Genomic DNA, 21,848 nt, shown 5'->3' with positions numbered 1-21,848 from the left:
GCCTAGCTCAGCGGCACGGCGGGCGCGGTTCCCGTCTTCCTCTCCCGCAGCCAGGCGATGTGGCGCCGCAGCTCGTAGATGCGGTTTGCGTAGCTGTCGGGCAGCTTAAGCGCGGCAGCCTCCTTCTCCAGCGCCTCCAGCCGGGCGGCGGCGCGGATGGAAAGGCCCTTCTCGCTCTCCTCGTCCACCTTCCGCACGCGGTTGTAGATGCTCCAGAGCTGGCGCTCGATCTGCCAGGTGTAGATGGGCGGCGCGATGCGCGCGAGCGGCAGCAGCAGCGTGACGAGCGGGATCAGCAGCACCCAGAGCCGCTCAACGGTGATCGCCAGCCAGAAGGGTAGATAGGTCTGCAGGAAGGAGATGCCCTTCTCGTAAAAGCGCGAGGCATCGCCCTGCAGTGGCACCTCGTGGTCCAGGCCCGAGGGGAAGCGCCCTGCCGGGGCGAAGAGGGTGCGGTTCTTGTGGGTGTCGCGCAGGATCCGCATCATCAGCGCGGCCACCTGCGGGTTGAGGTCGGCGCGCGCGAGCAGCGAGGCGGCCGGTGCCATCAGCGTCACGTCGCCGCGCGGAAGGTCCTCGGCAAGACTCAGCGCCGCGTTGGGCAGCACGACGCGATAGAGGTAGGGCAGTTGCGCCTCGTAGGCCGCAGCGCGGCTGGCGAAGTTCAACAGCGTGATCCCCGGCGCCCGGACGAGACGCTCGATCCCCACGCTCGGCTCGGCGGCGACGAGGATCGCGGCCTGAACGTCGCCGCTGAGAAGCGCATCGGCCGCGGCGGCCCCCGCGAGGGGCACGGCCTGGATGGCCTCCGCCGGAAGGCCGTTCGCCGCCAGCATGGCCAACGCCAGCACCCGCGTACCGCTACCCTCCGGCCCCACGGCCACCCTTCGGCCACGCAGCGTGGAAACCGGGTTGCCGCCCTCCGGCGCCGAGCGGACGAAGACCCAGGCCGGCTCGTAGAAAACCTGCCCGAGTGTCGCCAGCCCGGCAGCCCCAGTGGAGGAGGGCACGCCTCCCTGAACGAGGGCGAGGTCGACCCGCCCCTCCCGCAGGAGGCGAAGGTTTTCCACGGATCCCTGCGCGGGCACCCGCTCCACCTTGAAGCGCTCGGCCTCGAGTTCCTCGGCATAGCGGTCCACCGCGCGGTTATAGGCGCTGCCGGGTTCGGCGGTGACGGCGAAGCGGATGGTCTCGGGCGGTGGCGGGGAAACGAAGCGCCAGGCCACCAGCAGCCCGAGCAGCGTGGCCAGCGCCACCAGCCCCCAGGAACGGAACAAGGCTTTCAGCGCTTCCCACATAGGGGCGCAACGAGGATGCCCAGCCGCGGTTGCCGATGGGACACCTGAGGGAAACCCACGCCACCTTCGCCACGTTGCGTCCCCGATCCACCGAGGACGGGCCCTCGCCGCGCCCGAGGGATCGCAGAACAGGAGACTTCCATGTCCCGCAAGCTGACGGTGCTCGCCGCCGCCTTCGCCTTCACCGCCCTCGTCGCCGCCGCGCCGGGCGCCCATGCCCAGGCCCAGAGCGACATGGTCGCCCCGGGCGCGAACCCGGGCGCCGGCATGTCCGGTGCCACCATGCCGCGCGGCCGCGCGATGGTGCCCGCCACCAGCGGCGCGATGTCCTCCGACATGCCGCAGCGTGGCATGCACCACCGCCGCGCGATGCGTGAGCGCCAGGCGATGCGCCGCGAGATGCGCGCCAACCGCCGCGCTGCGAACAATCCGGACAGCGCCTACATGGGCGGCGGCGGCGTCTTCGAGCGCGCGCCGGACGGCAGCCTGCGTCCCGTGATGTGAGCCGCGCCCGGGGCTGCAAGGCCCCGGGAAGATTGAAAGGCGCCGCCGGGCATGCCCCGGCGGCGCTTTTTCATGTCAGCGACTCAGCAGGACGTCCGGCAGCCAGGTGACGGTACGCGGCCAGAGCGTGATGATGGCGACCGTCACCACCAGCATGAGGAAGAACGGCAGCGACGCCTTGGCAACCGCCGTCTGCTCCCTTCCCGTCATCGTCTGCATGACGAAGAGGTTGAACCCGACCGGCGGGGTGATCTCGGCGATCTCCACGAGCAGCACGATGAAGATGCCGAACCAGACGAGGTCGAAGCCGGCCTGCTGGATCATCGGCACGACGATCGAGGTGGTCAGCACGATCATCGAGGTGCCGTCCAGCGCCGTGCCGAGCAGCACATAGACCACCGTGAGCATCGCGATGATGCCGTAGGGGCCGAGGCCCAGCCCCGCGACGGCGGTGGCGAGGGCTGCCGGGATGCCCGTGAGCGCCATTGCCTTCGTTAGATAGGCGGCGCCCGCCAGGATGAACATGATCATGCAGGAGAGCCGCGTTGCGCCCGTCAGGCTGTCGCGGAAGCTCTCCCAGGTGAGGCAGCGTGTGACCGCCGCCAGCAGCAGGCTTCCGAGCACGCCGAAGGCCGCGGCCTCCGTCGCCGTCGCCCAGCCCACGAACATCGTGCCGATCACGCCGACGATGAGGATGGCGCAGGGGATGAGCTGGGCGGACTCCCGCAGCTTTTCCCGCAGCGACATCCGCGGCTCCATCGGCGGCTGCTTCTTCGGGTTCAGCAGCGCCCAAACGGCGATGTAGAGGCTGAACAGCACCATCACGATCAGGCCAGGGATGCAGCCGGCGATGAAGACCCGGACGATCGAGACCTCCGCCGCAACGGCATAGACGACCATGATGATGGAGGGCGGGATCATGATCCCAAGGGTGCCCGAGGTGGCGAGGCTGCCGATCGCCACATCCTCGTCGTAGCCGCGGCGCTTGAGCTCGGGCAGCGCGATCTTCGACACCGTCGCGCAGGTGGCGGCGGAGGAACCGGAGACGGAGCCGAAGATGCCACAGGCGAGGATGTTCACGTGCAGCAGCCGCCCGGGAATGCGCCGCACCCATGGGGCGAGGCCGTTGAACAATTCCTCGGAAAGCTTCGTGCGGAACAGGATCTCGCCCATCCAGACGAACATCGGCAGCGCCGCCAGCGTCCAGGAGCCCGTTGCCTCCCAGAAGGCGCTGGCAAGGTAGGTGCCGGGCTGGGGATGGACGAAGCTGACGGCGACGAAGCCCACCAGCGCGAGGCTCATCCCGATCCAGAGCCCACCGGCGAGGAGAAGGCCCAGCAGCAGGAGCAGCAGGCCCGAGAGTTCCAGCAATTCCATCGGGATCTATACCTCGGCCGAGAAGTCGCCGCGCGCGGCGCGCTCCTCCGCGGCGATCACGTAGTTCGGACGCCCGCCGCGGAGAACCGTCGCCAGCTCGTCCAGCACCGCGACGAGGAGGATGCCCGCGCCGAGCGGCATGGCGAGCTTGGGGATCCAGAGCGGGATGGCGAGCGCGCCTTGGGCGACGTCCTCGATCTCGATGGAGAAGAGCACGTCGTCCGCCGTCCACCACACGGCATAGGCGCAGCCGATGGCCGCGAGCGCGAGGGCCAGCATCTCCATGATGCGTCGCGGACCCGGCGACAGCCTCTCCAGCAGCAGGCCGACGCGGATCAGCTCGCCCCGCTTGAAGGTCAGGGCGAGGGCGAAGAAGGTCGTGGAGACGCAGAGATAGGCGCTGATGTCGTCCGCCCCCGGAAAGGGCGTGTTGAGGAAGCGGCAGGCCACCTGCGCCATCATGACGAGGAAGATGCCGAGGAGGGACAGCGCGGCCAGCGCCGCCCCCACCGCGTAGAGGGCGTCGAGCCCGCGCCGGATCACCGCCCTGCGCTCAGGCTGCCTTGTAGGCGTCGATAAGCTTCTTGCCGTCCTCGCCGGCCTTGGCGACCCACTCGTCGGTCATGGTGGCGCTGATGCGGTTCAGCCCCTCCTTCAGCGCCGCGCTCGGTTGCTCGATCTTCAACCCGCGGGAGGCAAGCGTGTCCTGCGCCTCCTTGTCGGAGGCGCGCGCCATTTCCAGCCCGCGCGCCTGGGCCTCCTTCGCGGCCTCCATCACCGCCGTACGCTGCGCCGCCGGTAGGGCCTCCAGCGCGCGGCGGCCCACGAACACGACGTTGTTGGTGTAGCTGAAGTTCACGGGGGTGAAGACCTTGCAGTAGTCCCAGGCCTGGGAGTCGACGCCCGTGGCGGCGCTGGTGACCATGGCGTTGATCACGCCCGTCGCGAAGGCCTGCGGCACCTCGGCGGCCTGCACGAGCGTCGGGTTGGCGCCGACCAGCGTCGCGAAGCGGTTGGTCATGGTGTTGAAGGTGCGGAAGCGGGTGCCCTTCAGCGCGTCCAGGTTCTCGATCGGCGCGTTGCTGTAGAAGCCGCCGGGGGGCCAGGGCACGTTGTAGAGCATGGCGAGGCCGGTGCGCTGGAAGCGGGCCTCGATGAAGGGCCGGGACGCCGCGGCCAGCTTCACCACGGCCTCGAAGTTCGGGGCCAGCAGCGGCACGCCGTCGAGCTCGAAGAAGGGATCCTCGTTGCCATAGGCGGAGATGAGGATCTCGCCGAGCTGCACCTGGCCCTGCTGCACGCCGCGCTTGATCTGCGGCATCGGCAAGAGGGAGCCGTTGGTGTGCAGCTGCACCTGAAGCGCGCCGTTCGTCGCCTTTTGGATGTCCTCCACGAAGGCCTTCACGTTGCGGGTGTGGAAATTGGTGTCCGCGTAGGGGGTGGCGAACTGCCAGCGCGTCGCCGCCTGCGCGCGGGCCTCGCGGAGGGCGGCGAGGCTTGCGGCGCCGGCGGTGCCGGCCGCCACGAGGTTCCGACGGGTAAGGGCCATGAGTCTGCTCCGCTGCGCGCCGGGGGTGCCGGGACGATTCCGCGAGCATCTTCGACACCAGGGCGGCAGGCGCGCAAGGGCGCGCTCGGGCTGATGGCGCCTTCGGCCAGCGAGCCCTGCCGCTTATCCGGGCAGCCCGGCCAGGTGGAGCGCCCTCTCTGCTACCTCCGCAGGCGTCAGCGCCGCAATCGGCTCCCTGCGCATGACGGAAACCTCGGCGCCGCGCGGCGCGCAACGGGCGGGGTCGCTCTCCCCCCCGAAGAGGGCGAGGGTGGGGCTGCCGGCGGCGGCGGAGAGATGGGTGGGGCCGGTGTCGTTGCCCACGACGACCGCGGCGCGCCGCGCGAGGGCCGCAAGCTGGAAAAGGCTCGTGCGACCCGTGAGATCGGTCGCCCCGGGAGCCGCGGCGAGAATCTCCGCCGCCAGGGGTGCCTCCCCCGGTCCGCCCACCACCAGCGAGGGCAGGCCGGCGCCGGCGAGGGCGGCGGCGAGCGCCCCGAAGCCCGGCCAGCGCTTTCCCGGTCGCGACGGGCTGGCCCCAGGGATCAGCAGGGCGAAACGCGGTGGCAGCGACAGCCCGGAAAGATCGGCCTCAAGCCAGGAGAGGTCCGGCGCCGGAAACCTGTCGATCCCCGCCATCCGAAGCTGCTCGCGCTGCCGGTCCACCGTGTGCATGGCGTTGCGGTCGGGGTTCGCGTGCGGGTGGCTCGCGCCGCGCGCGACGCCGGACCACTCGGCCCGCCGCCCCACCAGCAGGCGGTAGCGCGAGGAGCGCGGAGAGGTCTGCAGGTCGTACACGCGGTCGAACCGCTCGCCGGCGAGGCCGGTGAGCAGCGCCAGCCGCCGCCGCCAGTCGGTGCCGCGTGGGCGGCCATGGTCCCAGACGCGGTCGAACCAGGGGCTGCGCCGCGCCAGCTCCGCGAAGGGCGGGGTGGTGAGAAGGGTGACCTCCGCGCCCGGGTGGTGCGCCCGGATGGCGGCGAAGGGCCCGAAGGCCTGCACGAAATCGCCGAGCGCGCCAAGCTTGATGACGAGGATCCGCGCGCTCACGTCAGCTCCCGGTACACGGCCAGGGTGGCCTCCTGCATGGCGCGGGTGGTGTAGCGCGCGAGCACCGCGGCGCGGGAGGCGCGGCCCATGGCGGCGCGCGCTTCCTCGCGCAGCGAGAGGGCGTGGGCCATGGCCTCCGCCAGCGCGGGCGGGTCGCCCGGCGGCACGCGCCAGCCCGTCACCCCCTCCTCCACCGTCTCCCGCGGGCCGCCGAGGTCCGAGGCGATCACGGGGCGGCCCATCGCCTGGGCCTCGATCACCGTGCGGCCGAAGGCCTCAGCATCGGTGCTCGCATGGATCACGAGGTCGGCCAGCAGCAGCGCGGCCGGCATGTCCTCGACCGGGCCGGGGAACCTCACCTCGGCGCCGGCGGCCAGCGCCTCCAGCTCCGCGCGATAGGCCTCGCGCCCCTGGGCATCGCCGGCCAGGACCACGACCGGGCGGGGTTCGGGCATGAGGGAGAGGGCGCGCAGCAGCACGGCCTGCCCCTTCCAGCGCGTCAGCCGCCCTGGCAGCAGGACCACCGGGCGGCCCGCGGGCAGGTTCCAGGCGCGGCACAGGGCGGCCACCCGCGCCGGCTCCACGGCGGCGGGGTCGAAGCGTGCGGGATCGACGCCGCGGGGGATCACGCGCAGCCGGTCCGGCCCGACGCCGTGCCGCGCCCGCACCAGGGCGGCGATGTGCTCGCTGATGGCGATCACCCGCTCCCCCCGCGCCATGACGGAGTTGTAGAGGCGCTTGCCCGGGAAATCCTCGTTGTAGGTGCCGTGATAGGTCGTCACGAAATGCACGCCGGTCGCGCGCGCTGCCATCAGGGCGGACCAGGCGGGGAAGCGACTGCGCGCGTGGACGATGCCCACCCCCTCCTCGCGGACCACGCGGCCCAGGGCGGCCGCGCCCGCGAGAAGCGCGGCGGGGTTCTTCCGGTCCAGCGGCAGGCGGATGTGGCGGGCGCCCCCGGCCTCCAGCGCCGGCACCAGCGGGCCACCGGCGGAGGCCACCAGGGCGCGGCCGCCGGCCTCCACCAGGGCGCGTGCGATCTCCAGCGTGCCGCGCTCCACCCCGCCCGCGCCGAGGGCGGGCAGCACCTGCAGGACAGTGGGCGGGGGCGCGGGCATGGCGCTGCCCCTTACAAGGCGGCGGGCCGCGCGTCACCCTGGTCGCGCTTGTGCCACCGGCCGGGCTGCGGCAAGCCCCATCGGATGAACGAGACCCGCGGCACCCTCCCCCGCTCCGACGGCACCCCCCTGGCGTGGGCCGCCCTTCCCGGCAGCGGGCCCACCGTGGTCTTCCTCGGCGGCTTCCGCTCGGACATGGAGGGCACGAAGGCGCTGCACCTGCGGGATGCCTGCGCTGCGCGCGGCCGCGCCTTCCTGCGGCTCGACTATTCCGGCCACGGCGCCAGCGGCGGGGATTTCGAGGCGGGCACCATCGGCACCTGGGCCGAGGACGCGGCGCTGGTGATCGAGGCGCGAGCGCCGGGGCCGCTGGTGCTGGTCGGCTCCTCCATGGGCGGATGGATCGCGCTTCTCCTCGCGCGCCGGCTGGGCGAGGCGCGCGTGCGTGGGCTGATCGGCCTCGCCGCCGCCCCCGATTTCACGGAGGCGCTGATCCGCCCCGCCCTGACGGAGGAGCATCGGGCGACGCTGGAGCGGGACGGCGTGCTGCGCGCTCCCTCGGAATATGGCGAGCCCATCCCGATCACCCGCCGGCTGCTGGAGGAGGGCGTGGCACACCTGCTGCTGCCGGGCCCGATCCCCTACACCGGTCCGGTGCGGCTGCTGCAGGGCATGGCGGACCCGGACGTGCCCTGGGCCCACGCGCTGCGCCTGGTGGAAGCCCTGCCAGGCCCGGACGTGGAGCTGACCCTCATCAAGGACGGCGACCATCGCCTCTCCCGCCCGCAGGACCTCGCCCTGCTGCTGCGGGTTCTGGAGGCGATGCCCCGCTAGTCCCCGCCGCGCAGCAGCGTCGCGAGCGCCGGGGAGAGACCCACTGAATCCCGCCCGCGCACCGGCGCCATCGGCCCCTGCCGCGCGCGGGGCGGGGCAAGGGCGACGAGCGCCTCCGCCATCCGCACCCCGCACCTGATCCCGTCGAGCAGCGGCACGGGCGAGGCCGCCCGGAGCGCCGGCTCCATTCCCGCCAGCGCGGCGCCGCCGAGCACGATGCTGTCCGCGCCCCCCGCCGCGAGCGTCGCCACCCCTTCCGCCACCGCGCGCACCGCCCCTGCGGGGTCCGTGAGGGCGCGCTGGGGCGTGAAATCAACCCCGATAAGGCCCGAGAGGCGGCCGGACAGGCCGTGGCGCTCGATCAGCAGGCGGTAGGCTTCCGTCCCGCCGAAGGTGACCAGCCCGAAGCGGTTGCCGAGCATGCAGGCGGTGAGGCAGGCGGCCTCGGTCATGCCGACCACCGGGCAGGGCATGAGCTGGCGCGCGGCGTCGAGCGCCGTGTCGAGGGAGACGGCCAGCACCACCGCGTCCACCGCCCCCGCGTGCTCGGCTAGCAGATCGAGCACGCCGTGGGCCGCGATCGCGTTCTCCAGAAGGGAGGAGATGACGGCCGGGCCGAAGCGCGGTGTGCCCGGCACGATCTCGGTGCCCGCCGAGGCCGCGGCGCGCGCCGTCTCCGCGCAGCGCTCGGTGATGGCCTCGGTGGTGTTGGCATTGGCCAGGAGGATTCGCATGGGCCTATGCGAGCCCGGCGAAGGCCGCGCTGTCCAGCCGCGATGGCTCGGCCCGGCAGGCGGCCACTATGGCGCCGGGCACCCGGTCCGCCCAGACGAGGAAGGGGTTCAGGGCAAGGATGTCGCCGGTACGAAGGTTCAGCGGCAAGCCCTCGCCCAGCGCCTCTGGCAAGGCCGAGGGCAGGCGGTCCGGCGGCAGCACCGCGTCGTCCCAGCGCGCGGCGAAGACACCGCCGTCGTGGCAGAAGACCGGCACGGGGGGTTCCCCGCGCGCTTCGTAGAGGGCGGCAAGCGCTGCGCGGTCGCTGCGAAGGAGAGCGTTGTGCACGCCCGCCGCGGCGCGGAGCACGGTGGAAGCCGGCGCGGTGGCGCGCAGCAGCAGGATGTCGCAGGCCTCCACATGCCGGCTGCCGGTGGCGGGGCCGGGCGGAACGGGCGTGCCGACCCGTGCGGCCAGCGCCTGCAAGGGCGCGGCCGGGTCCTCGCCCATCGGCAACCCGCGCAGCAGGGCGAAGCCGCGGCCGTGGTCCAGCCGGGGGCGCAGTTCCTCGGCCAGGGCATCGAGCCGCGGGGTAGGACCGGAAGCAGCCAGTTCCGCGGCGTGCTCGGCGCCGAGCGGGATCATCTGCTCGCTCGGCGGAAGGTCGGCGGGAAGCCAGGCCAGCGTGCCGGCGATCGGCACCAGGCGGCGCGGGACGACGTTCAGGGGGTCACTCATCCGCCCCTTCTTACCGCGGCCGGTCCCATGGCGCCAAAGGATGCGGCCCTTCACCCCGCGCCCCCGAGCGCGCAGGCTGGCCCTCCCATTGCCAAGGAGCCCGCGCCATGGATGCCCTGCCGGCCCATCCCGCCCTCGCCCTGCCATTCGACGCGGAGGCGATCCTCGGCCGCCTGCGGCCCTGGGTGGAGTGCGAGAGCCCGACCTTCGACGCGGCGGCGGTGAACCGGATGCTCGATCTCGCCGGGCGCGACCTGGCGATGATGGGCGCGCGGGTGGAGCGCATCCCCGGGCGGATGGGCTTCGGCGACGCCGTCCGGGCGCGCTTCCCGCACGCGGCGGGCGATGCGCCGGGCATCCTCGTCCTCGCGCATCTCGATACCGTGCATCCCGTCGGAACCCTCTCCGCCCTGCCCTTCCGGCGCGAGGGCGGGCGCTGCTACGGGCCCGGCATCTGCGACATGAAGGGCGGCACGCTGCTCGCCTTCGAGGCGCTGCGGGAACTCGCCCGCGCGGGCATCCCGACATCCCGCCCCGTCACCGTCCTTCTCACCCCGGACGAGGAGGTGGGCACGCCGTCCACCCGCGACCTCATCGAGGCCGAGGCCGCCCGCCACGCGGTTGTGCTCGTGCCCGAGCCGGGCCGGCCGGAAGGGGACAGCCCGATGGGCGGCGTGGTCACCGGCCGCTACGCCATCGCCCGCTTCAACCTGCGCACCACCGGCCGCCCGAGCCACGCGGGCGCGAAGCTCTCGGACGGGCGCTCAGCGATCCGCGAGATGTGCCGGCAGATCCTGGCCATCGAGGCGATGACGACCGAGGCCGCCACCTATTCCGTGGGCGTCGTCCACGGGGGGCAATGGGTGAACTGCGTGGCCACCCATTGCGACGCCGAGGCGCTGACCATGGCCCGACGGCAATCCGACCTGGACGGGGCAGTGACGCGGATGCTGGGCCTGCGCGCCAGCGCACCGGACACGGTGCTGGAGGTGCGCCGCGGCGTCACCCGCCCGGTGTGGGAGCCGGACGCGGCGGTGATGGACCTCTACGCACGCGCCAGAACCCTGGCCGCCGAGCTCGGCCATGGCATGGGGCACGAGAGCGCCGGCGGCGGCTCGGACGGGAATTTCACGGGTGCAATGGGCATCCCGACGCTGGACGGGCTGGGGGTGCTCGGCGCGGGCTACCACACGCTTGGCGAATATATCCGCGAGGACAGCCTCGTCCCCCGCGCCAGGTTGCTCGCGGGGTTGCTGGCGAGTGTCTGACCACGCGCGACGAGCGCTTGCGCCACGATCACGAACGCGCGATTGAGAGGCGGTCAACCCGTCTCGGAGCAGAGGCCATGAACACCCGTCTCGCGATGCTTCTCGCCCTCGGCGGTCTGGTCGCCGGCACATCCGCCTTCGCCCAGGGCGCGACCGGCGCCATCTCCCGCCCCGGTTGGTCGCGCGGTGCCGCTCCCACCTCCGACTTCAATGCCCAGGGCCGGCCCCTGACGCGGAACGAACTGGTTCGGCAGCGGGCCGCTGCGGCGCAGGGCGTGGCCGTGCCGCAGCCGCGCCGCGCCTCCCGGCACGCTCATCGCTGAGACGTCTCACCCCGCGAAGGGGATGCTGGCGGCGGTTTCCCAGGGCCCACCGCGATAATGCCAGAGGAGGAGGCCCTCGCCGCGCGCCTCCCACCTCTCGAAGCCCGCGGTCATCTCGGCCAGCAGCGCGGCGGCAGCCTCGGCCGAGACCTTGTTCTGCACCGTCACATGCGGGCGGAAGCCCCCCGCGTCCTGCCGTGTGAGCATGTGCGACCAGCCCGCCGCCAGCGCCCGCCTCAGCGACACAAGTTCGGGCGAGGCGACCTCCAGCGCCACCCCGCGCCCGAGCGACCGTGGGCCGGTAAAGCGCAGGACGAACGGCGGGGTCGCCGCGCAGGCGAAGCGCAGGCCGGAAAGCACCTCCTCCAGCGCCTCGCCTGGCAGCGCATGGAAAAGGGTAAGATGGGCCGGGATATGGTTCCGCTCGGGCGGAAAATGCGCCCGGCGCAGCGAATCCAGCCGCGCGAAGCTGGCGTCGTCGAAGCGCAGCGTGAGGATCAGCGGCGCGGGGGGCTGGGGCTGGTTCAGGCGGTCCTCCGATCCGGCGGGCTTGCGACGCGGCCGGCGCGCCGTAGAAACCATGGCGGCGGGGTTGGTTGCCCCGCACTGGGGGCTGCTGCCCCGCCCGACCAGCCGGTAAGAGCCCTTCGCCGCGAATGACCACTCTTGTCGAGGCCCTTCCGCTGGTCCTCCTCCTGGGGCTGCTCGCCTCCGGGCGGGTGGCGCCGGTGCCGGCCTGCCTCATCGCCCTCGCCGCCACGCTGCCCGGCCTGGCCCTTGCCCTGCCGGAAGGAGCCTCCCTGGCACGCTTCCTCGGCACCGAGACGCTGCGCGCCGCCTTCCTCGGCGTGCAGCCGGTGGCGATCCTCGCGGGCGGGCTGCTGTTCAGCCTCGCCGTGGCGCCGAGAGCGGATGCGCCCGTGCCGGCCTCGCCGCGCCGCGCCTACCTGATGATCCTCGCCGGCTCTTTCGTGGAGAGCGTGACGGGCTTCGCGGTCGGCGCCGTCTTCGCCCTCGGCGCCCTGCGGGCGATGGGGATACGCGGCGCCGCCGGCGGGATCCTCGCGCTGCTCTCCCTCTGGCTGGTTCCCTGGGGCGGGCTGGGGCCGGGGCTTGCGCTCGGCGCAGCGCTTTCCGGACGGCCGGTGGCGGAGATCTCCCTCGTCACCGCCCTGCCGCATGCGGCCTGGATGATGTGCCTCCCGCCGGTGGCCTGGGCCGCCCTCGCGCGCGCCGGGCTGCCGGTGCCGGCGCACGAGAGAGCGGCGCAGATGGGGCTCCAGGCCGCGCTCGCCGCGCTCGTCCTCCTCGCCGCTCGGTTCCTTCCGGCCGAGACGGTCGCGCTGGTGGCGAGCGGCGCGGTGCTGCTGCCGGCGCTCCTGCACTTCGCCCCGCCCCGCGACGCCGCGGACTGGCGGCGGGCCCTGACCGCGCTCGGCCCCTGGGCGCTGCTGAGCGCGCTGCTCCTCCTCGCCCGATCCTGGCACGATGCGCCGTCTTGGAAGCCCTATGCCGATCTTCCGGCCCTGCCCGTGACCCATGTGGCGGTGGTGCTCTGGACGGTCACGCTCGGCTTCGTGGCGGCGCGGCCGGACGGCGCGGCGCTGCTGCGGGACACGATGCGGCGCATGCGGCGGCCGGCGGCGGCGATGATGCTCTACGTGCTGCTCGGCCGGTGGATCGCCGGTTCGGGCGTGGCCACCTCGCTTGCCGTGGCGATCGCGGGCTCACTCGGACCGCTCGCGCCCTATGCCATCCCGCCGCTCGGCTTCCTCGCGGGGATGGTGACCGGAAGCAACGTGGGCGCAACCTCCTCCCTCATGCCGGTGCAGGCGGGGCTCGGGCTCGCGGCGGGGCTGCCGCCGTGGCTGGCACCGGGGCTGCACAACTTCGCCGGCAGCGTCGGCGCCATGCACTCCTTCGCGAACACCGCCCTCGTCTGCGGGCTCCTTGCGGACGGCACGCGCCCCGCCGCCCTCTGGCGGGCCGCGCTGCCCGTGATCCTCTCGGCCATGGCGGCGGGCTGGGCGGCGGTAGCGCTGCTGCCGCGCCTGGCTTAGGAAAACGGCATGAGCGCCCGCGCCGCCCGGCAGCACCTCCTCGCCGATCCCGTCCTCGGTCCCGTGGTGACCCAGGTCGGGGCCATGGCGCTGAAGCCCGTGAAGGACCGCGAACCCTACGAGGCCCTGGTGCGCGCCATCGCCCATCAGCAGGTGCACGGCAAGGCGGCGGAGGCGATGCTCAACCGCCTCATCGCCCTCACGCCCCACGAGCCCTTCCCCACGCCGGCCCAGGTGCTGGGCCTGCCGGAGGGCGCGCTGCGCGCCTGCGGCTTCTCGGCGGCCAAGCAGGCAGCCATCCTCGACATCGCCCACAAGTCGGCCGCGGGTTGGGTGCCCACTCGCCGAGCCGCCGCGCGCCTGCCGGACGCCGAACTGATCGAGCGCCTGGTCGCGTTGCGCGGCGTCGGGCGCTGGACGGTCGAGATGCTCCTCATCTTTACTCTTGGCCGCCCCGACATCCTGCCGGTGGACGACTTCGGCGTGCGCGAGGGCTACCGCGTGGCCGCAGGACTGGACGCGCAGCCGAAGCCCAAGGAACTGGCCCTCATCGGCGAACGCTGGGCGCCCTTCCGCTCGGCGGCCTCCTGGTATCTCTGGCGCGCGGCGGACCTGAACAAGGCAGGGCGCTTCCGGGTTCCGGCGGCGATGTGAGTTTTGCAATTCTTCTGATCGGTCGTGGCCCGTCACTCCGGGGAGAAGAAGGAGGGATTTTTCCTCTCCCCGAACCCCTCACCATCATCTTTCTCTTCAAGTTTGGAAGTACTTGGCGGCCGGTGCGCGCCGGGTCATGAACCAGAGGCGACTGCACGTTCCGGAACGCTTCGCGACAGCCAAATGGGGTTCCAAGAGCCTCGGGCCCTTGGCGGGCGAGGTCAGGAAAGGGAGGAGCCCTCTCCAGGGCCACCAGGAGCCTGCCTCAGATCCTGAAGAACCCCTCCAGCACCGCGGCAAAGGCTTCGGGCTGATCGGCATGCACCCAGTGCCCGGCGCCCTTGATCGTCAGGAAGCGCGCCGCGGGGAACAGGGCGCGGATGGCGGGCCGGTTTTCCTCGCGCACGTAGCGGGAATGCTCGCCGGAGACGAAGAGGGTCGGCGCGTCGAAGCGGGCGCCCTCGGGCGGTGCCCAATCGGTGATCGCGCCGATCGAGGCTGCGATGCCGTCGAGCCCGATCCGCCATCCGGAGCCATCCGGCAAGCGAGTGCTCAGGATGAAGGCGCGCGTGGCCGGATCGGGCTCAGCGGCGGCCAGCGCTGCGTCGGCGACGGCGCGGGGGGCGCCGGCGGGTACGGCGCGCATGGCGTGCAGCAGGTCCTCGTAGCGTGGCGGGTAGGTGACGGGGGCGATGTCCGACACGAGCAGGCGCGCAACGAGCACCGGCGCGGTGAGCGCGAGCATCATCGCGGCCTTGCCGCCCATCGAATGGCCCATCACGTCGGCGCCCGAGATGCCGCGGGCGGCGAGTGTCTCCGCGACGTCCCCGGCCATGGAGCGGTAGTCCATCCGCGCCGCGTGCGGGCTGGCGCCGTGGTTGGGCATGTCGAGCGAGATCACGCGGCGCCGCGCGGCGAGGCGGCGCTGGAGAGCTCCAAAGTTCCGGCCCTGGCCGAACAACCCGTGCAGGAGGACGAGCGGGCGCCCCTCCCCGGCTTCCACCGCATTCAGGATCATCGCCTCACCCCCGCACCGCCACGACGACGCCGGCCGCGATCAGCGCACCGCCAAGCCAGACATCCCATCCTACCGCCTCTCCGAGCCAGAGCGCGCCAGTGGCAACGCCGAGCACCGGGCCGAGCATGAAGCCCACCGAGGCGACCGTGGAGGGCAGCCGCCGCCCCGCCTCGATCACGCACCAGGTGCCAACCGGCGCGGCAACGAGGCCGACGAAGGCTGCATGCGGCAACGCGTAGAGGCCGATCCCGCCCGAGGGTTCCCGCAGCAGCGCAAGCGGCGCCAGGACCAGCAGGGCGGTCGCGAAGCAGAAGGGCAGCAGCTCCATCATCGGCCGCGCGGGCGCCAGGCGCCGAGTGGCGGTGATGGCGATGCTCCAGAGAAGGGCGGCCGTGACCAGCAGGGCGTTCGCCGTCAGGATGCCAGGCTGCGACCAGTCCATCGCCCAGGGACCGAGCAGCACCGCCGCGCCCGCCAGCGCGAGCCCTGCCGCCACCCAGCGGGTGCGCGAGACTTTCTCCCCCAGCACGACGACCGAGAGCGGGACGAGCCAGTAGATCGTCACGTTCGACAGCACCGCGATGCGCCCGGAGGGCAGCACCGCCAGGGCGAGGTGCGTGAGCGCGAAGAAGCCGCCGAGCTGGAACAGCCCGACCGCCAGCACCGCCGGCCAGTCCCGCCGCCCCGGCCAGGAGAGCCGCCGGAGGGCGAGGAGCAGCGCCGCCGCCCCGAGCGCCGCCAGCCCCGCCCGGCTGACCGCGAACCAGAGCGGCGTCGCGTCCTGCAGCGCGTCCTTCGTCACCGGCCAGCCGGCGCCGAAGAGGAAAACCCCAAAGAGGAGGATCCGTAGGTCGCGGAGCCTTACCGCCTGCCCGCCATCCGCCACGGGATCAGCCGAGCGTGAGGACGATCTTGCCGATATGCGCGCTGCTCTCCATCAGCCGATGCGCCGCCGCGGCCTCGGCGAGGGCGAAGGTCTCGTGCACGCGGGGCGCGACGCGGCCCGTGGAGAGAAGCGGCCAGACCTTCTCCTCCAGCGCGCGGGCGATGGCGCCCTTCTCGGCGGTGGTGCGGGGCCGCATGGTGCTGCCCGTAACCACCAGGCGCTTGAGCATGATCGGGCGGATGTCTGCCTTCTCGACCTCGTTGCCGCCCATGGTCGCGATGATCACCAGCCGCCCGTCCATGCCGAGCACGCGCAGGTTGCGCTGGAAATAGGGCGCGCCGAGCATGTCGAGCACTACGTCCGCGCCCTTGGGCCCTGTCACGCGCTTCATCTCCTCGACGAAGTCCTGGCTGCGGTAGTCGAAGGCCTCGACCGCGCCGAACTCGAGGCAGGCGGCGACCTTCTCCGGGCTGCCGGCCGTGGCGTAGGGCTTCGCGCCTAGGGCGCGGGCAAGCTGGAGCGCGGTGGAACCGATGCCGGAGGTGCCGCCATGCACCAGCACCGTCTCCCCCGCCTGGAGCCGGCCATGGACGAAGAGGTTCACCCAGACAGTGAAGAAGGTCTCGGGCAGGGCGGCGGCGCGGATGGCGTCGAAGCCGTCGGGCCAGGGAAGGGTCTGCGCCTCGGGCGCCACGGCGTATTCGGCATAGCCGCCGCCGTTCGTCAGAGCGCAGACGCGGTCCCCGACCTTGTAGCGGGTCGCCTCGGCGCCGGTCGCCACCACCTCGCCCGCGACCTCAAGGCCGATAATGGGGCTGGCGCCCTTCGGCGGCGGGTAGCTGCCCCCACGCTGCGCCACGTCCGGTCGGTTCACGCCGGCGGCCATGACCCGGATCAGCACCTCGTCCGCGGCGGGCTTTGGCACCGGGCCGGTGGCCGGCACCAGCACCTCGGGGCCGCCACCCGCGCCGTGCGCGATGAAGGTCATGGTCTCGGGAAGGTTGGGCATGCGGGGCGGACTCCTCGGGCGGGGGCGGCGGAAGGTCGGCGCCGCGATCGGGTGCGTCAAGCTGGGGATGCCCCTGGGCACATCCGCGCGACCGGGCCTTGCGCCCGGGCGCCCCAACAGCGACCATCCCGCCGCCCATCGGAACGAGATAGGAACGAAGGCCCCATGCGCATGGGCGCGCCGCGCCGCAGCCTCCTCGCCGCCCTGGCTCTCGGCGTCCCGGGTGGCGCCGCCGCCCAGGTGCAGGGCACGCCCACGGGCAACCCGGCGGCGGAGTGGCGCTTCGGTGCCATCTATCCCCTCTCCGGCGCCCCTGCCCTGCTGGGCGACGAGTCCTTCCGCGGGCTTGAGATGGCGGTGGAGGAGCGCAACGTGGCCGGCGGGCTGCTCGGCCGCCCCATCCGGCTGCTGCGCGGCGATGCGGGGGACGAGGCCTCGGCGGTCGGCGAAGCGCGGCGGCTTGGCGGGCCCGAGCGATGCGCGGCGCTTTTCGGCACCTATGGTTCCACCCTCTCCTTCGCCGCGACCCAGGCGAGCGAGGGGCAGGGCGTGCCCTATTTCGAGCTGGGCGCCATCGCCGACAGCATCACGGAGCGGGGCTTCCGCAATCTCTATCGCACCTGCCCGCGGGGCGCCGACTTCGCCCGCCTGACGGCCGAGGCGGTGACCGCGATCCTGCCCTCCCTGCTCGGTGCGCCGCCCCGCGCCGCGCTGCTCTACGAAGACGCGCTCTACGGGGCTTCTGTCTCAGAAATGCAGGTCACGCGGCTGCGCGAGGCCGGGGTGGAGGTGCTGGAGCGCATCTCCTACCCGCCGCGCACGACCGACCTCTCGGGCCCCGTGCAGCGCCTGCGGGAGGCGGGGGCGGAGGTGCTGCTGCACACGGGCGGTCAGAACGACCCGATCCTGCTGTTCAGGACGATGCGTGAGGCGGGCTGGCGGCCAAGAATGGTGATCGGCAGCGGCGCCGGCTACAGCCTGGCCGACACCGCCCGCGCCGTAGGCCCCGCCTTCGAGGGGGTGATGAGCATCGACTTCCCCGCCTTTGCCATCGCCGACCGCGTGGCACCCGGCAATGCGGCGTTCGCCGAGGCCTATAAGCGCCGCTACGGAGCGGACCCGCGCTCCGGGCACAGCCTGGCGAACCTGTTCGGGGCGCGCGTGGCGCTGGATGCCATCCAGCGCGCGGGCGGGCTCGACAAGGACAAGCTGCGCGCCGCGGTTCTCGCGAGCGATATCGCGGAGGGCAGCACCCCCACCGGCTGGGGCGCCGCCTTCGACGAGCGCGGCCAGAACACCCGCGCCCGGCCCTGCCTGATGCAGTGGCAGGACGGGCGGCTGGTCACCATCCACCCCGAAGCCGCCGCCGCCGCGCATCCCCGCGCCCGGCTCGGCGCCGATTAGAAAGCGAGGCATCCATGCGCAACGACGAACAGGTCTGGCGCGCGGTCGACGAGCGCCGCGACGACTATGCTGCCTTCTCCGATCGCGTCTGGGACATGCCGGAGATCGCCTATACCGAGACGCGCTCCGTCGCCGAGCACCTGGCGATGATGGAGAAGGAGGGTTTCCGGATCGAGCGCGACCTCGCGGGCATCCCAACGGCCGTGATGGGCGAGTACGGCGAGGGCGGGCCGGTGATCGCCATCCTCGGCGAGTACGACGCGCTGCCCAACCTCTCGCAGGAAGCGGGTCTTGCCGAACACAAGGAGGTGGTGCCGAACGGCCCCGGCCATGGCTGCGGCCACAACCTGCTCGGCGCCGCCTCGCTTCTCGCCGCCGCCGCGGTGAAGGACTGGCTGAAGGAGAACAACCTTCCCGGCCGCATCCGCTACTACGGCTGCCCCGCGGAGGAAGGCGGCGCGGCCAAGGGCTTCATGGCACGCGACGGCGTGTTCAGCGACGTGGACATCGCCATCTCCTGGCATCCCGCCTCCTTCTCCGGCGTCAACGAGGCGGTGTCGCTGGCGAACACGCGCATCGACTTCACCTTCCACGGCCGCTCCGCCCATGCCGCCGCCGCGCCTGAACTCGGCCGCTCCGCGCTCGATGCCGTTGAGCTGATGAATGTCGGCGTGAACTACATGCGCGAGCACATGCCCGACCACGCGCGCATCCACTACGCGATGCTGGACGGCGGCGGCATCGCGCCGAACGTCGTGCAGTCCCGCGCGAAGGTTCGCTACCTCATCCGCGCGCGCGACCTGCCGGAGCTGAACATGCTGGTCGGCCGCGTGCGCAAGATCGCGGAGGGCGCGGCGCTGATGACGGAGACGCGGGTGGAGACGGCCGTCGTCAGTGCCGTCTCGAACCTTCTCGGCAACGCGCCGCTCGAGCGGGCGATGTACGACAACTTCCAGCGTCTCGGCCCGCCGCAGTTCGACGAGGCGGACAAGGAATACGCCGCGCAGATCCAGGCGACGCTGAGCGAGGAGGACATCCGCGCCGCCCACCGCCGCCACGGCCTGAAGGTGGAGAAGGGCAAAACGCTCTGCGACATCATCGTGCCGATCGAGAACCGCGGCGAGGGCGGCGTCGGCTCGACCGATGTGGGCGACGTTTCCTGGGCGGTGCCCACGGTGCAGGCGCGCGGCGCCACCTGCGCCATCGGCACGCCCTTCCATTCCTGGCAGCTCACGGCTCAGGGCAAGTCGCCGGCGGCGCACAAGGGCATGGTGCACGTGGCGAAGGTGATGGCGGGCACGGCAGTGGACGCGCTGCGCGACCCCGCGCTGATCGCCCGCGCGAAGGCTGAGTTCGAGGAGCGGACGGGCGGACGTCCCTATGAGTCCCCGCTGCCGAAGGACCTCGCGCCGCCGATCAAGGCGATGGGCCAGGGGGTCTGAAAGATGAGGCGGGGGGAAGGGTCCCCCCGCCCGCTGCTCAATCCGCCTTAATTCCGGCGGCCTTGATGATCGGCTCCCACTTCGCGATCTCGTCGTCGAGCCACTTCTTCGCGCTGGCCGGCGTCGTGTCGGAGCGGGTTTCCATGGTCAGGTCGGAGAGGCGCTGCTTCACGCTCTCCATCGCCATCACCTTGTTCAGCGCATCGTTGATCGCGCTCACCACCGGCTCCGGCGTTCCGGACGGTGCCAGCACCATATGCCAGGTATAGGCCTCGTAGCCGGGCACCCCCGCCTCGCCGAACGTCGGGATGTTCGGCACCTGCGGCAACCGGTGCGCGCCGGAGATGGCCAGTCCCTTCACCTCGCCGCGCGTGACGAAGGGCAGTGCGGAGTTCGCGACGTCCAGCATCATCGCGACGGTCCCGTTCAGCAGGTCCGGCATGGCCGCCGCGGAGCCGCGATAGGGAACGTGCGTCGCCTTTAGCCCGCCCGCCTGGCTGAGGAACAGCTCCGTCGCCAGGTGCAGCGCGGCCCCGTTCCCCGTGGACGCGTAGTCGTACTTGCCCGGGTTTGCCTTGAGCAGGGCGATGAGCTCCGGCAGCGAGTTCACCGGCAGGTCCTTGTTCACCATCATCAGCATCGGGATGACGCCGGTGAGCGCGACCGGCGTGAAGTCGGCCAACGGATCGAAGGGCAGTCGCGGGAAGATCGAGCGAAGCGCCGCGTGGGCGATGGTGGTGTAGAGGAGCGTCTGCCCGTCCTTCGGCGCCTTGGCCACCGCGTCCGAGCCGACCACGACGCCGGCGCCCGTGCGGTTCTCCACGATCACGCGCTGGGGAAGCAGCTTCGAGAGTTCGTCTGCCACGAGGCGCGCCGGCACGTCGGTCGGGCCGCCGGCAGCGAAGGGCACCACCAGACGGACGGGCGCGCTGGGCCAGGTGCCCTGGGCATGCAGGGCGGGGGCGGCGAGCGGGGCGGCGGCGAGGCCGGCGATCAGGTGGCGGCGCTGGATCAAATGGGAACCCTCCGGGAAAGATGGCAGTTTCTTCACCTCAGAAGGGCCGCCAGGGGAGTCGTGTCAACCGGCCCTCCGGTCACGAGGTCCTCATAGACTGCCCGGTCCGTGGCGCCCTCGGTGCCGAAGAGCAGGACGCGGCTCTCCGGCCCGAGGCCGAGGGCAGCGCGCGCAGAGGGATCCCGGGCGGCCAGGCCGAGCGCCGCGAGACCCGCCACGCCGCTCTCCCCCCCCTCGATGGACGGTGAGCGGCGGGCGAGGAAGCGCATCGCGCCCACGCAGGCCTCGTCGGGGATGGCCATGAAGGCATAGGCGGCGCGCTCCAGCTCCTGCCAGGCGAGCAGGCTCGGCTCCCCGCAGGCCAGCCCGGCCATGATCGTGTCCAGCTCGCCCGGAACGGTGGTGGGCGCCCCGGTCTCGGCGCTGGCGAGGAGGCAGGCGGCGCGCTCCGGCTCCACCACCACCAGCCTCGGCCCGCGCCCGTGCCGGGCCCGCAACGCGACCGAGACTGCCGCCGCGACGCCGCCCACGCCGGCCTGGATGAAGGCGTGGGTGGGCGGGGCCGGCAGGGCGTCCAGCGCCTCCTCCGCCATCAGGCGGTAGCCCTGCATCACCTCCCGCGGCGTTTCGGTGTAGCCGGGCCAGGAGGTGTCGGAGACGAGGTGCCAGCCCCCTTCCCGTGCCGCCGCCTCGGAGGCGCGGACGGAATCGTCGTAGTTGCCGGGCACCTCCCGCACCTCGGCGCCGAGGGCGGCTATGGCTTCCCGCCGGCCCCTGGTGACGCCGGGATGAACGAAGATTACGCAGCGGGCGCCGAAGCGCCGCGCGCCCCAGGCAACGCTGCGGCCGTGGTTGCCGTCCGTCGCGCAGGTGACGGTGATGGCCGCGGTCGCCTCCCGGTACCGGCCGGATTCCAGCTCCGCGGGCGTCGCCGCGGAGGCAATACCGGTACGGGAGAGTTCCCCCACGATCACGCGTGAAACGGCATGTGCCCCGCCAAGTGCCTTGAAGGAACCGAGGCCCAGGCGCGCCGACTCGTCCTTGTAATGGACTGCGCCCAGATCGAGGGCGCCCGCCACGTCCGTCAGGTCGATCAGCGGGGTGGGCGCATAGCCCGGCCAGGCGGCGATGGCGGCCCTGGCGCGCCGGCCCGCGCCCTCCGGCAGGACCACGATGCCGGGAACGCCGTGGCGCGGGTTGGCGAGGAAACGAAAGGTCATGCCGGAGGATGCCGGGGCGCCGGGCGCGCCGCAATCAGCGCCAGCAGAGCAGCAGGTCCACCAGCATCAGGAGATAGCCGAGGGCCATGACGACGAGGCCCAGGAAGATGAGCACGAGCCCGACCCCGTAGCGTAGGGTGGCGAGCCCGTAATCGACCAGCAGCCGCCCGAAGGCGACGGTGTCCGCCCCGCCGTAGCAGCTCCGCCGCGGCGGCTCCGGACGGGACTGCGCCGCGGGCGCCCCGCAGGCAGGGGCGGCCCCTGCCTGCGGGGGAAGAAGCAGCAGGGGCAGCGCAAGGGCGCGAAGGGCTGGCGTCAGGCGTCGTGGCAAGGAGCGGTTTCCCCGTGGGTCCCGCGCCTTCTTCCC

Annotated in this window: 23 protein-coding genes; 8 read left to right on the top strand and 15 right to left on the bottom strand. The window is 72.6% G+C overall.

Annotated features, from left to right (window positions below; genetic code table 11):
• Positions 1–2: 2 nt before the first annotated feature.
• Positions 3–1,277 carry a TAXI family TRAP transporter solute-binding subunit gene (locus tag BO39_RS12395; protein WP_052402008.1) on the bottom strand — a complete coding sequence of 425 codons (1,275 nt, stop codon included), beginning with the start codon at positions 1,275–1,277 and terminating at the stop codon, positions 3–5.
• Between the two features lie 162 nt (positions 1,278–1,439).
• Here BO39_RS12395 and BO39_RS12390 point away from each other — a divergent pair, with 162 nt between their 5' ends.
• Entirely contained in the window at positions 1,440–1,802 is a 363-nt protein-coding gene (locus tag BO39_RS12390) for a hypothetical protein (RefSeq protein ID WP_043833605.1), read from the top strand.
• A gap of 75 nt (positions 1,803–1,877) precedes the next feature.
• On the opposite strand, the gene BO39_RS12385 is transcribed toward BO39_RS12390, so the two are convergent.
• The 5 genes from BO39_RS12385 to BO39_RS12365 form a co-directional block, all read right to left on the bottom strand.
• Positions 1,878–3,179 (bottom strand): TRAP transporter large permease, encoded by a 1,302-nt coding sequence (locus tag BO39_RS12385; RefSeq protein ID WP_043833603.1) that lies wholly within the window; start codon positions 3,177–3,179, stop codon positions 1,878–1,880.
• 6 nt (positions 3,180–3,185) lie between these two features.
• Positions 3,186–3,722, bottom strand: coding sequence for a TRAP transporter small permease (locus BO39_RS12380; RefSeq protein ID WP_043833601.1), 537 nt, complete (start codon positions 3,720–3,722; stop codon positions 3,186–3,188).
• Between the two features lie 10 nt (positions 3,723–3,732).
• Positions 3,733–4,728: a TRAP transporter substrate-binding protein gene (locus BO39_RS12375; RefSeq protein WP_052402007.1), complete on the bottom strand. Its 996-nt coding sequence runs from the start codon at positions 4,726–4,728 to the stop codon at positions 3,733–3,735.
• A gap of 123 nt (positions 4,729–4,851) precedes the next feature.
• Complete coding sequence (locus BO39_RS12370) at positions 4,852–5,778, bottom strand: glycosyltransferase family 9 protein (protein WP_043833599.1); 927 nt, start codon at positions 5,776–5,778, stop codon at positions 4,852–4,854.
• Positions 5,775–6,896 carry a glycosyltransferase family 4 protein gene (locus BO39_RS12365; protein WP_043833597.1) on the bottom strand — a complete coding sequence of 374 codons (1,122 nt, stop codon included), beginning with the start codon at positions 6,894–6,896 and terminating at the stop codon, positions 5,775–5,777. The genes BO39_RS12370 and BO39_RS12365 overlap by 4 nt, the downstream gene beginning before the upstream one ends.
• An 84-nt stretch (positions 6,897–6,980) precedes the next feature.
• Here BO39_RS12365 and BO39_RS12360 point away from each other — a divergent pair, with 84 nt between their 5' ends.
• On the top strand, positions 6,981–7,730 hold the full coding sequence (locus BO39_RS12360; protein WP_043833595.1) for an alpha/beta hydrolase: 750 nt from the start codon (positions 6,981–6,983) through the stop codon (positions 7,728–7,730).
• Here the strand turns inward: BO39_RS12360 and BO39_RS12355 are convergent.
• Together BO39_RS12355 and BO39_RS12350 are read right to left on the bottom strand one after the other, a co-directional pair.
• Complete coding sequence (locus BO39_RS12355) at positions 7,727–8,464, bottom strand: aspartate/glutamate racemase family protein (protein WP_043833593.1); 738 nt, start codon at positions 8,462–8,464, stop codon at positions 7,727–7,729. The two genes, BO39_RS12360 and BO39_RS12355, sit on opposite strands and share 4 nt — an antisense overlap.
• 4 nt (positions 8,465–8,468) lie before the next feature.
• Positions 8,469–9,182 carry a hypothetical protein gene (locus BO39_RS12350; protein WP_043833591.1) on the bottom strand — a complete coding sequence of 238 codons (714 nt, stop codon included), beginning with the start codon at positions 9,180–9,182 and terminating at the stop codon, positions 8,469–8,471.
• Between the two features lie 107 nt (positions 9,183–9,289).
• Between BO39_RS12350 and BO39_RS12345 the strand changes: the two genes are divergently transcribed.
• On the top strand, positions 9,290–10,450 hold the full coding sequence (locus tag BO39_RS12345; RefSeq protein WP_043833589.1) for a M20/M25/M40 family metallo-hydrolase: 1,161 nt from the start codon (positions 9,290–9,292) through the stop codon (positions 10,448–10,450).
• 77 nt (positions 10,451–10,527) lie between these two features.
• Positions 10,528–10,773 (top strand): hypothetical protein, encoded by a 246-nt coding sequence (locus tag BO39_RS12340; protein ID WP_043833587.1) that lies wholly within the window; start codon positions 10,528–10,530, stop codon positions 10,771–10,773.
• 6 nt (positions 10,774–10,779) lie between these two features.
• On the opposite strand, the gene BO39_RS12335 is transcribed toward BO39_RS12340, so the two are convergent.
• Complete coding sequence (locus BO39_RS12335) at positions 10,780–11,355, bottom strand: 2'-5' RNA ligase family protein (RefSeq protein WP_084698072.1); 576 nt, start codon at positions 11,353–11,355, stop codon at positions 10,780–10,782.
• 74 nt (positions 11,356–11,429) lie between these two features.
• On the opposite strand from BO39_RS12335, the gene BO39_RS12330 reads away from it, so the two are divergent.
• Positions 11,430–12,833: an L-lactate permease gene (locus BO39_RS12330; RefSeq protein WP_043833585.1), complete on the top strand. Its 1,404-nt coding sequence runs from the start codon at positions 11,430–11,432 to the stop codon at positions 12,831–12,833.
• A 9-nt stretch (positions 12,834–12,842) separates the two neighbouring features.
• Complete coding sequence (locus BO39_RS12325) at positions 12,843–13,487, top strand: DNA-3-methyladenine glycosylase family protein (RefSeq protein WP_043833583.1); 645 nt, start codon at positions 12,843–12,845, stop codon at positions 13,485–13,487.
• 265 nt (positions 13,488–13,752) lie between these two features.
• Here BO39_RS12325 and BO39_RS12320 read toward each other — a convergent pair whose 3' ends face one another.
• Genes BO39_RS12320 through BO39_RS12310 form a run of 3 tightly spaced genes read right to left on the bottom strand, consistent with a single transcriptional unit; the run spans position 13,753 to position 16,400 of the window.
• Positions 13,753–14,505, bottom strand: a complete 753-nt coding sequence (locus BO39_RS12320) for an alpha/beta fold hydrolase (RefSeq protein WP_043833581.1) — start codon at positions 14,503–14,505, stop codon at positions 13,753–13,755.
• 4 nt (positions 14,506–14,509) lie between these two features.
• Positions 14,510–15,391: a DMT family transporter gene (locus tag BO39_RS12315; protein ID WP_052402006.1), complete on the bottom strand. Its 882-nt coding sequence runs from the start codon at positions 15,389–15,391 to the stop codon at positions 14,510–14,512.
• 4 nt (positions 15,392–15,395) lie between these two features.
• The gene (locus BO39_RS12310) at positions 15,396–16,400 is read right to left on the bottom strand and encodes an NAD(P)H-quinone oxidoreductase (protein ID WP_043833579.1); all 1,005 of its coding nucleotides are present in this window, start codon (positions 16,398–16,400) and stop codon (positions 15,396–15,398) included.
• Positions 16,401–16,565: 165 nt separating this feature from the next.
• On the opposite strand from BO39_RS12310, the gene BO39_RS12305 reads away from it, so the two are divergent.
• A complete protein-coding gene (locus tag BO39_RS12305) occupies positions 16,566–17,804 on the top strand; it encodes an ABC transporter substrate-binding protein (protein ID WP_084698071.1) in 1,239 nt (412 codons plus the stop codon).
• Between the two features lie 14 nt (positions 17,805–17,818).
• Positions 17,819–19,246 (top strand): M20 family metallopeptidase, encoded by a 1,428-nt coding sequence (locus BO39_RS12300; protein WP_043833576.1) that lies wholly within the window; start codon positions 17,819–17,821, stop codon positions 19,244–19,246.
• Between the two features lie 37 nt (positions 19,247–19,283).
• On the opposite strand, the gene BO39_RS12295 is transcribed toward BO39_RS12300, so the two are convergent.
• From BO39_RS12295 to BO39_RS12285, 3 genes are read right to left on the bottom strand one after another with little or no spacing between them, the layout of a single operon-like run.
• Positions 19,284–20,261 (bottom strand): Bug family tripartite tricarboxylate transporter substrate binding protein, encoded by a 978-nt coding sequence (locus BO39_RS12295; protein WP_342666321.1) that lies wholly within the window; start codon positions 20,259–20,261, stop codon positions 19,284–19,286.
• Between the two features lie 32 nt (positions 20,262–20,293).
• Positions 20,294–21,481 (bottom strand): diaminopropionate ammonia-lyase, encoded by a 1,188-nt coding sequence (locus BO39_RS12290; RefSeq protein WP_052402005.1) that lies wholly within the window; start codon positions 21,479–21,481, stop codon positions 20,294–20,296.
• Positions 21,482–21,515: 34 nt separating this feature from the next.
• Positions 21,516–21,812, bottom strand: a complete 297-nt coding sequence (locus BO39_RS12285) for a hypothetical protein (RefSeq protein WP_043833574.1) — start codon at positions 21,810–21,812, stop codon at positions 21,516–21,518.
• Between the last annotated feature and the right edge of the window lie 36 nt (positions 21,813–21,848).

It is taken from the genome of Roseomonas aerilata DSM 19363, assembly GCF_000711725.1.
GTDB lineage: Bacteria > Pseudomonadota > Alphaproteobacteria > Acetobacterales > Acetobacteraceae > Roseomonas > Roseomonas aerilata.
Note: the sequence above shows the minus strand (reverse complement) of the source record. Positions and strands in the feature narration are given on the sequence as shown.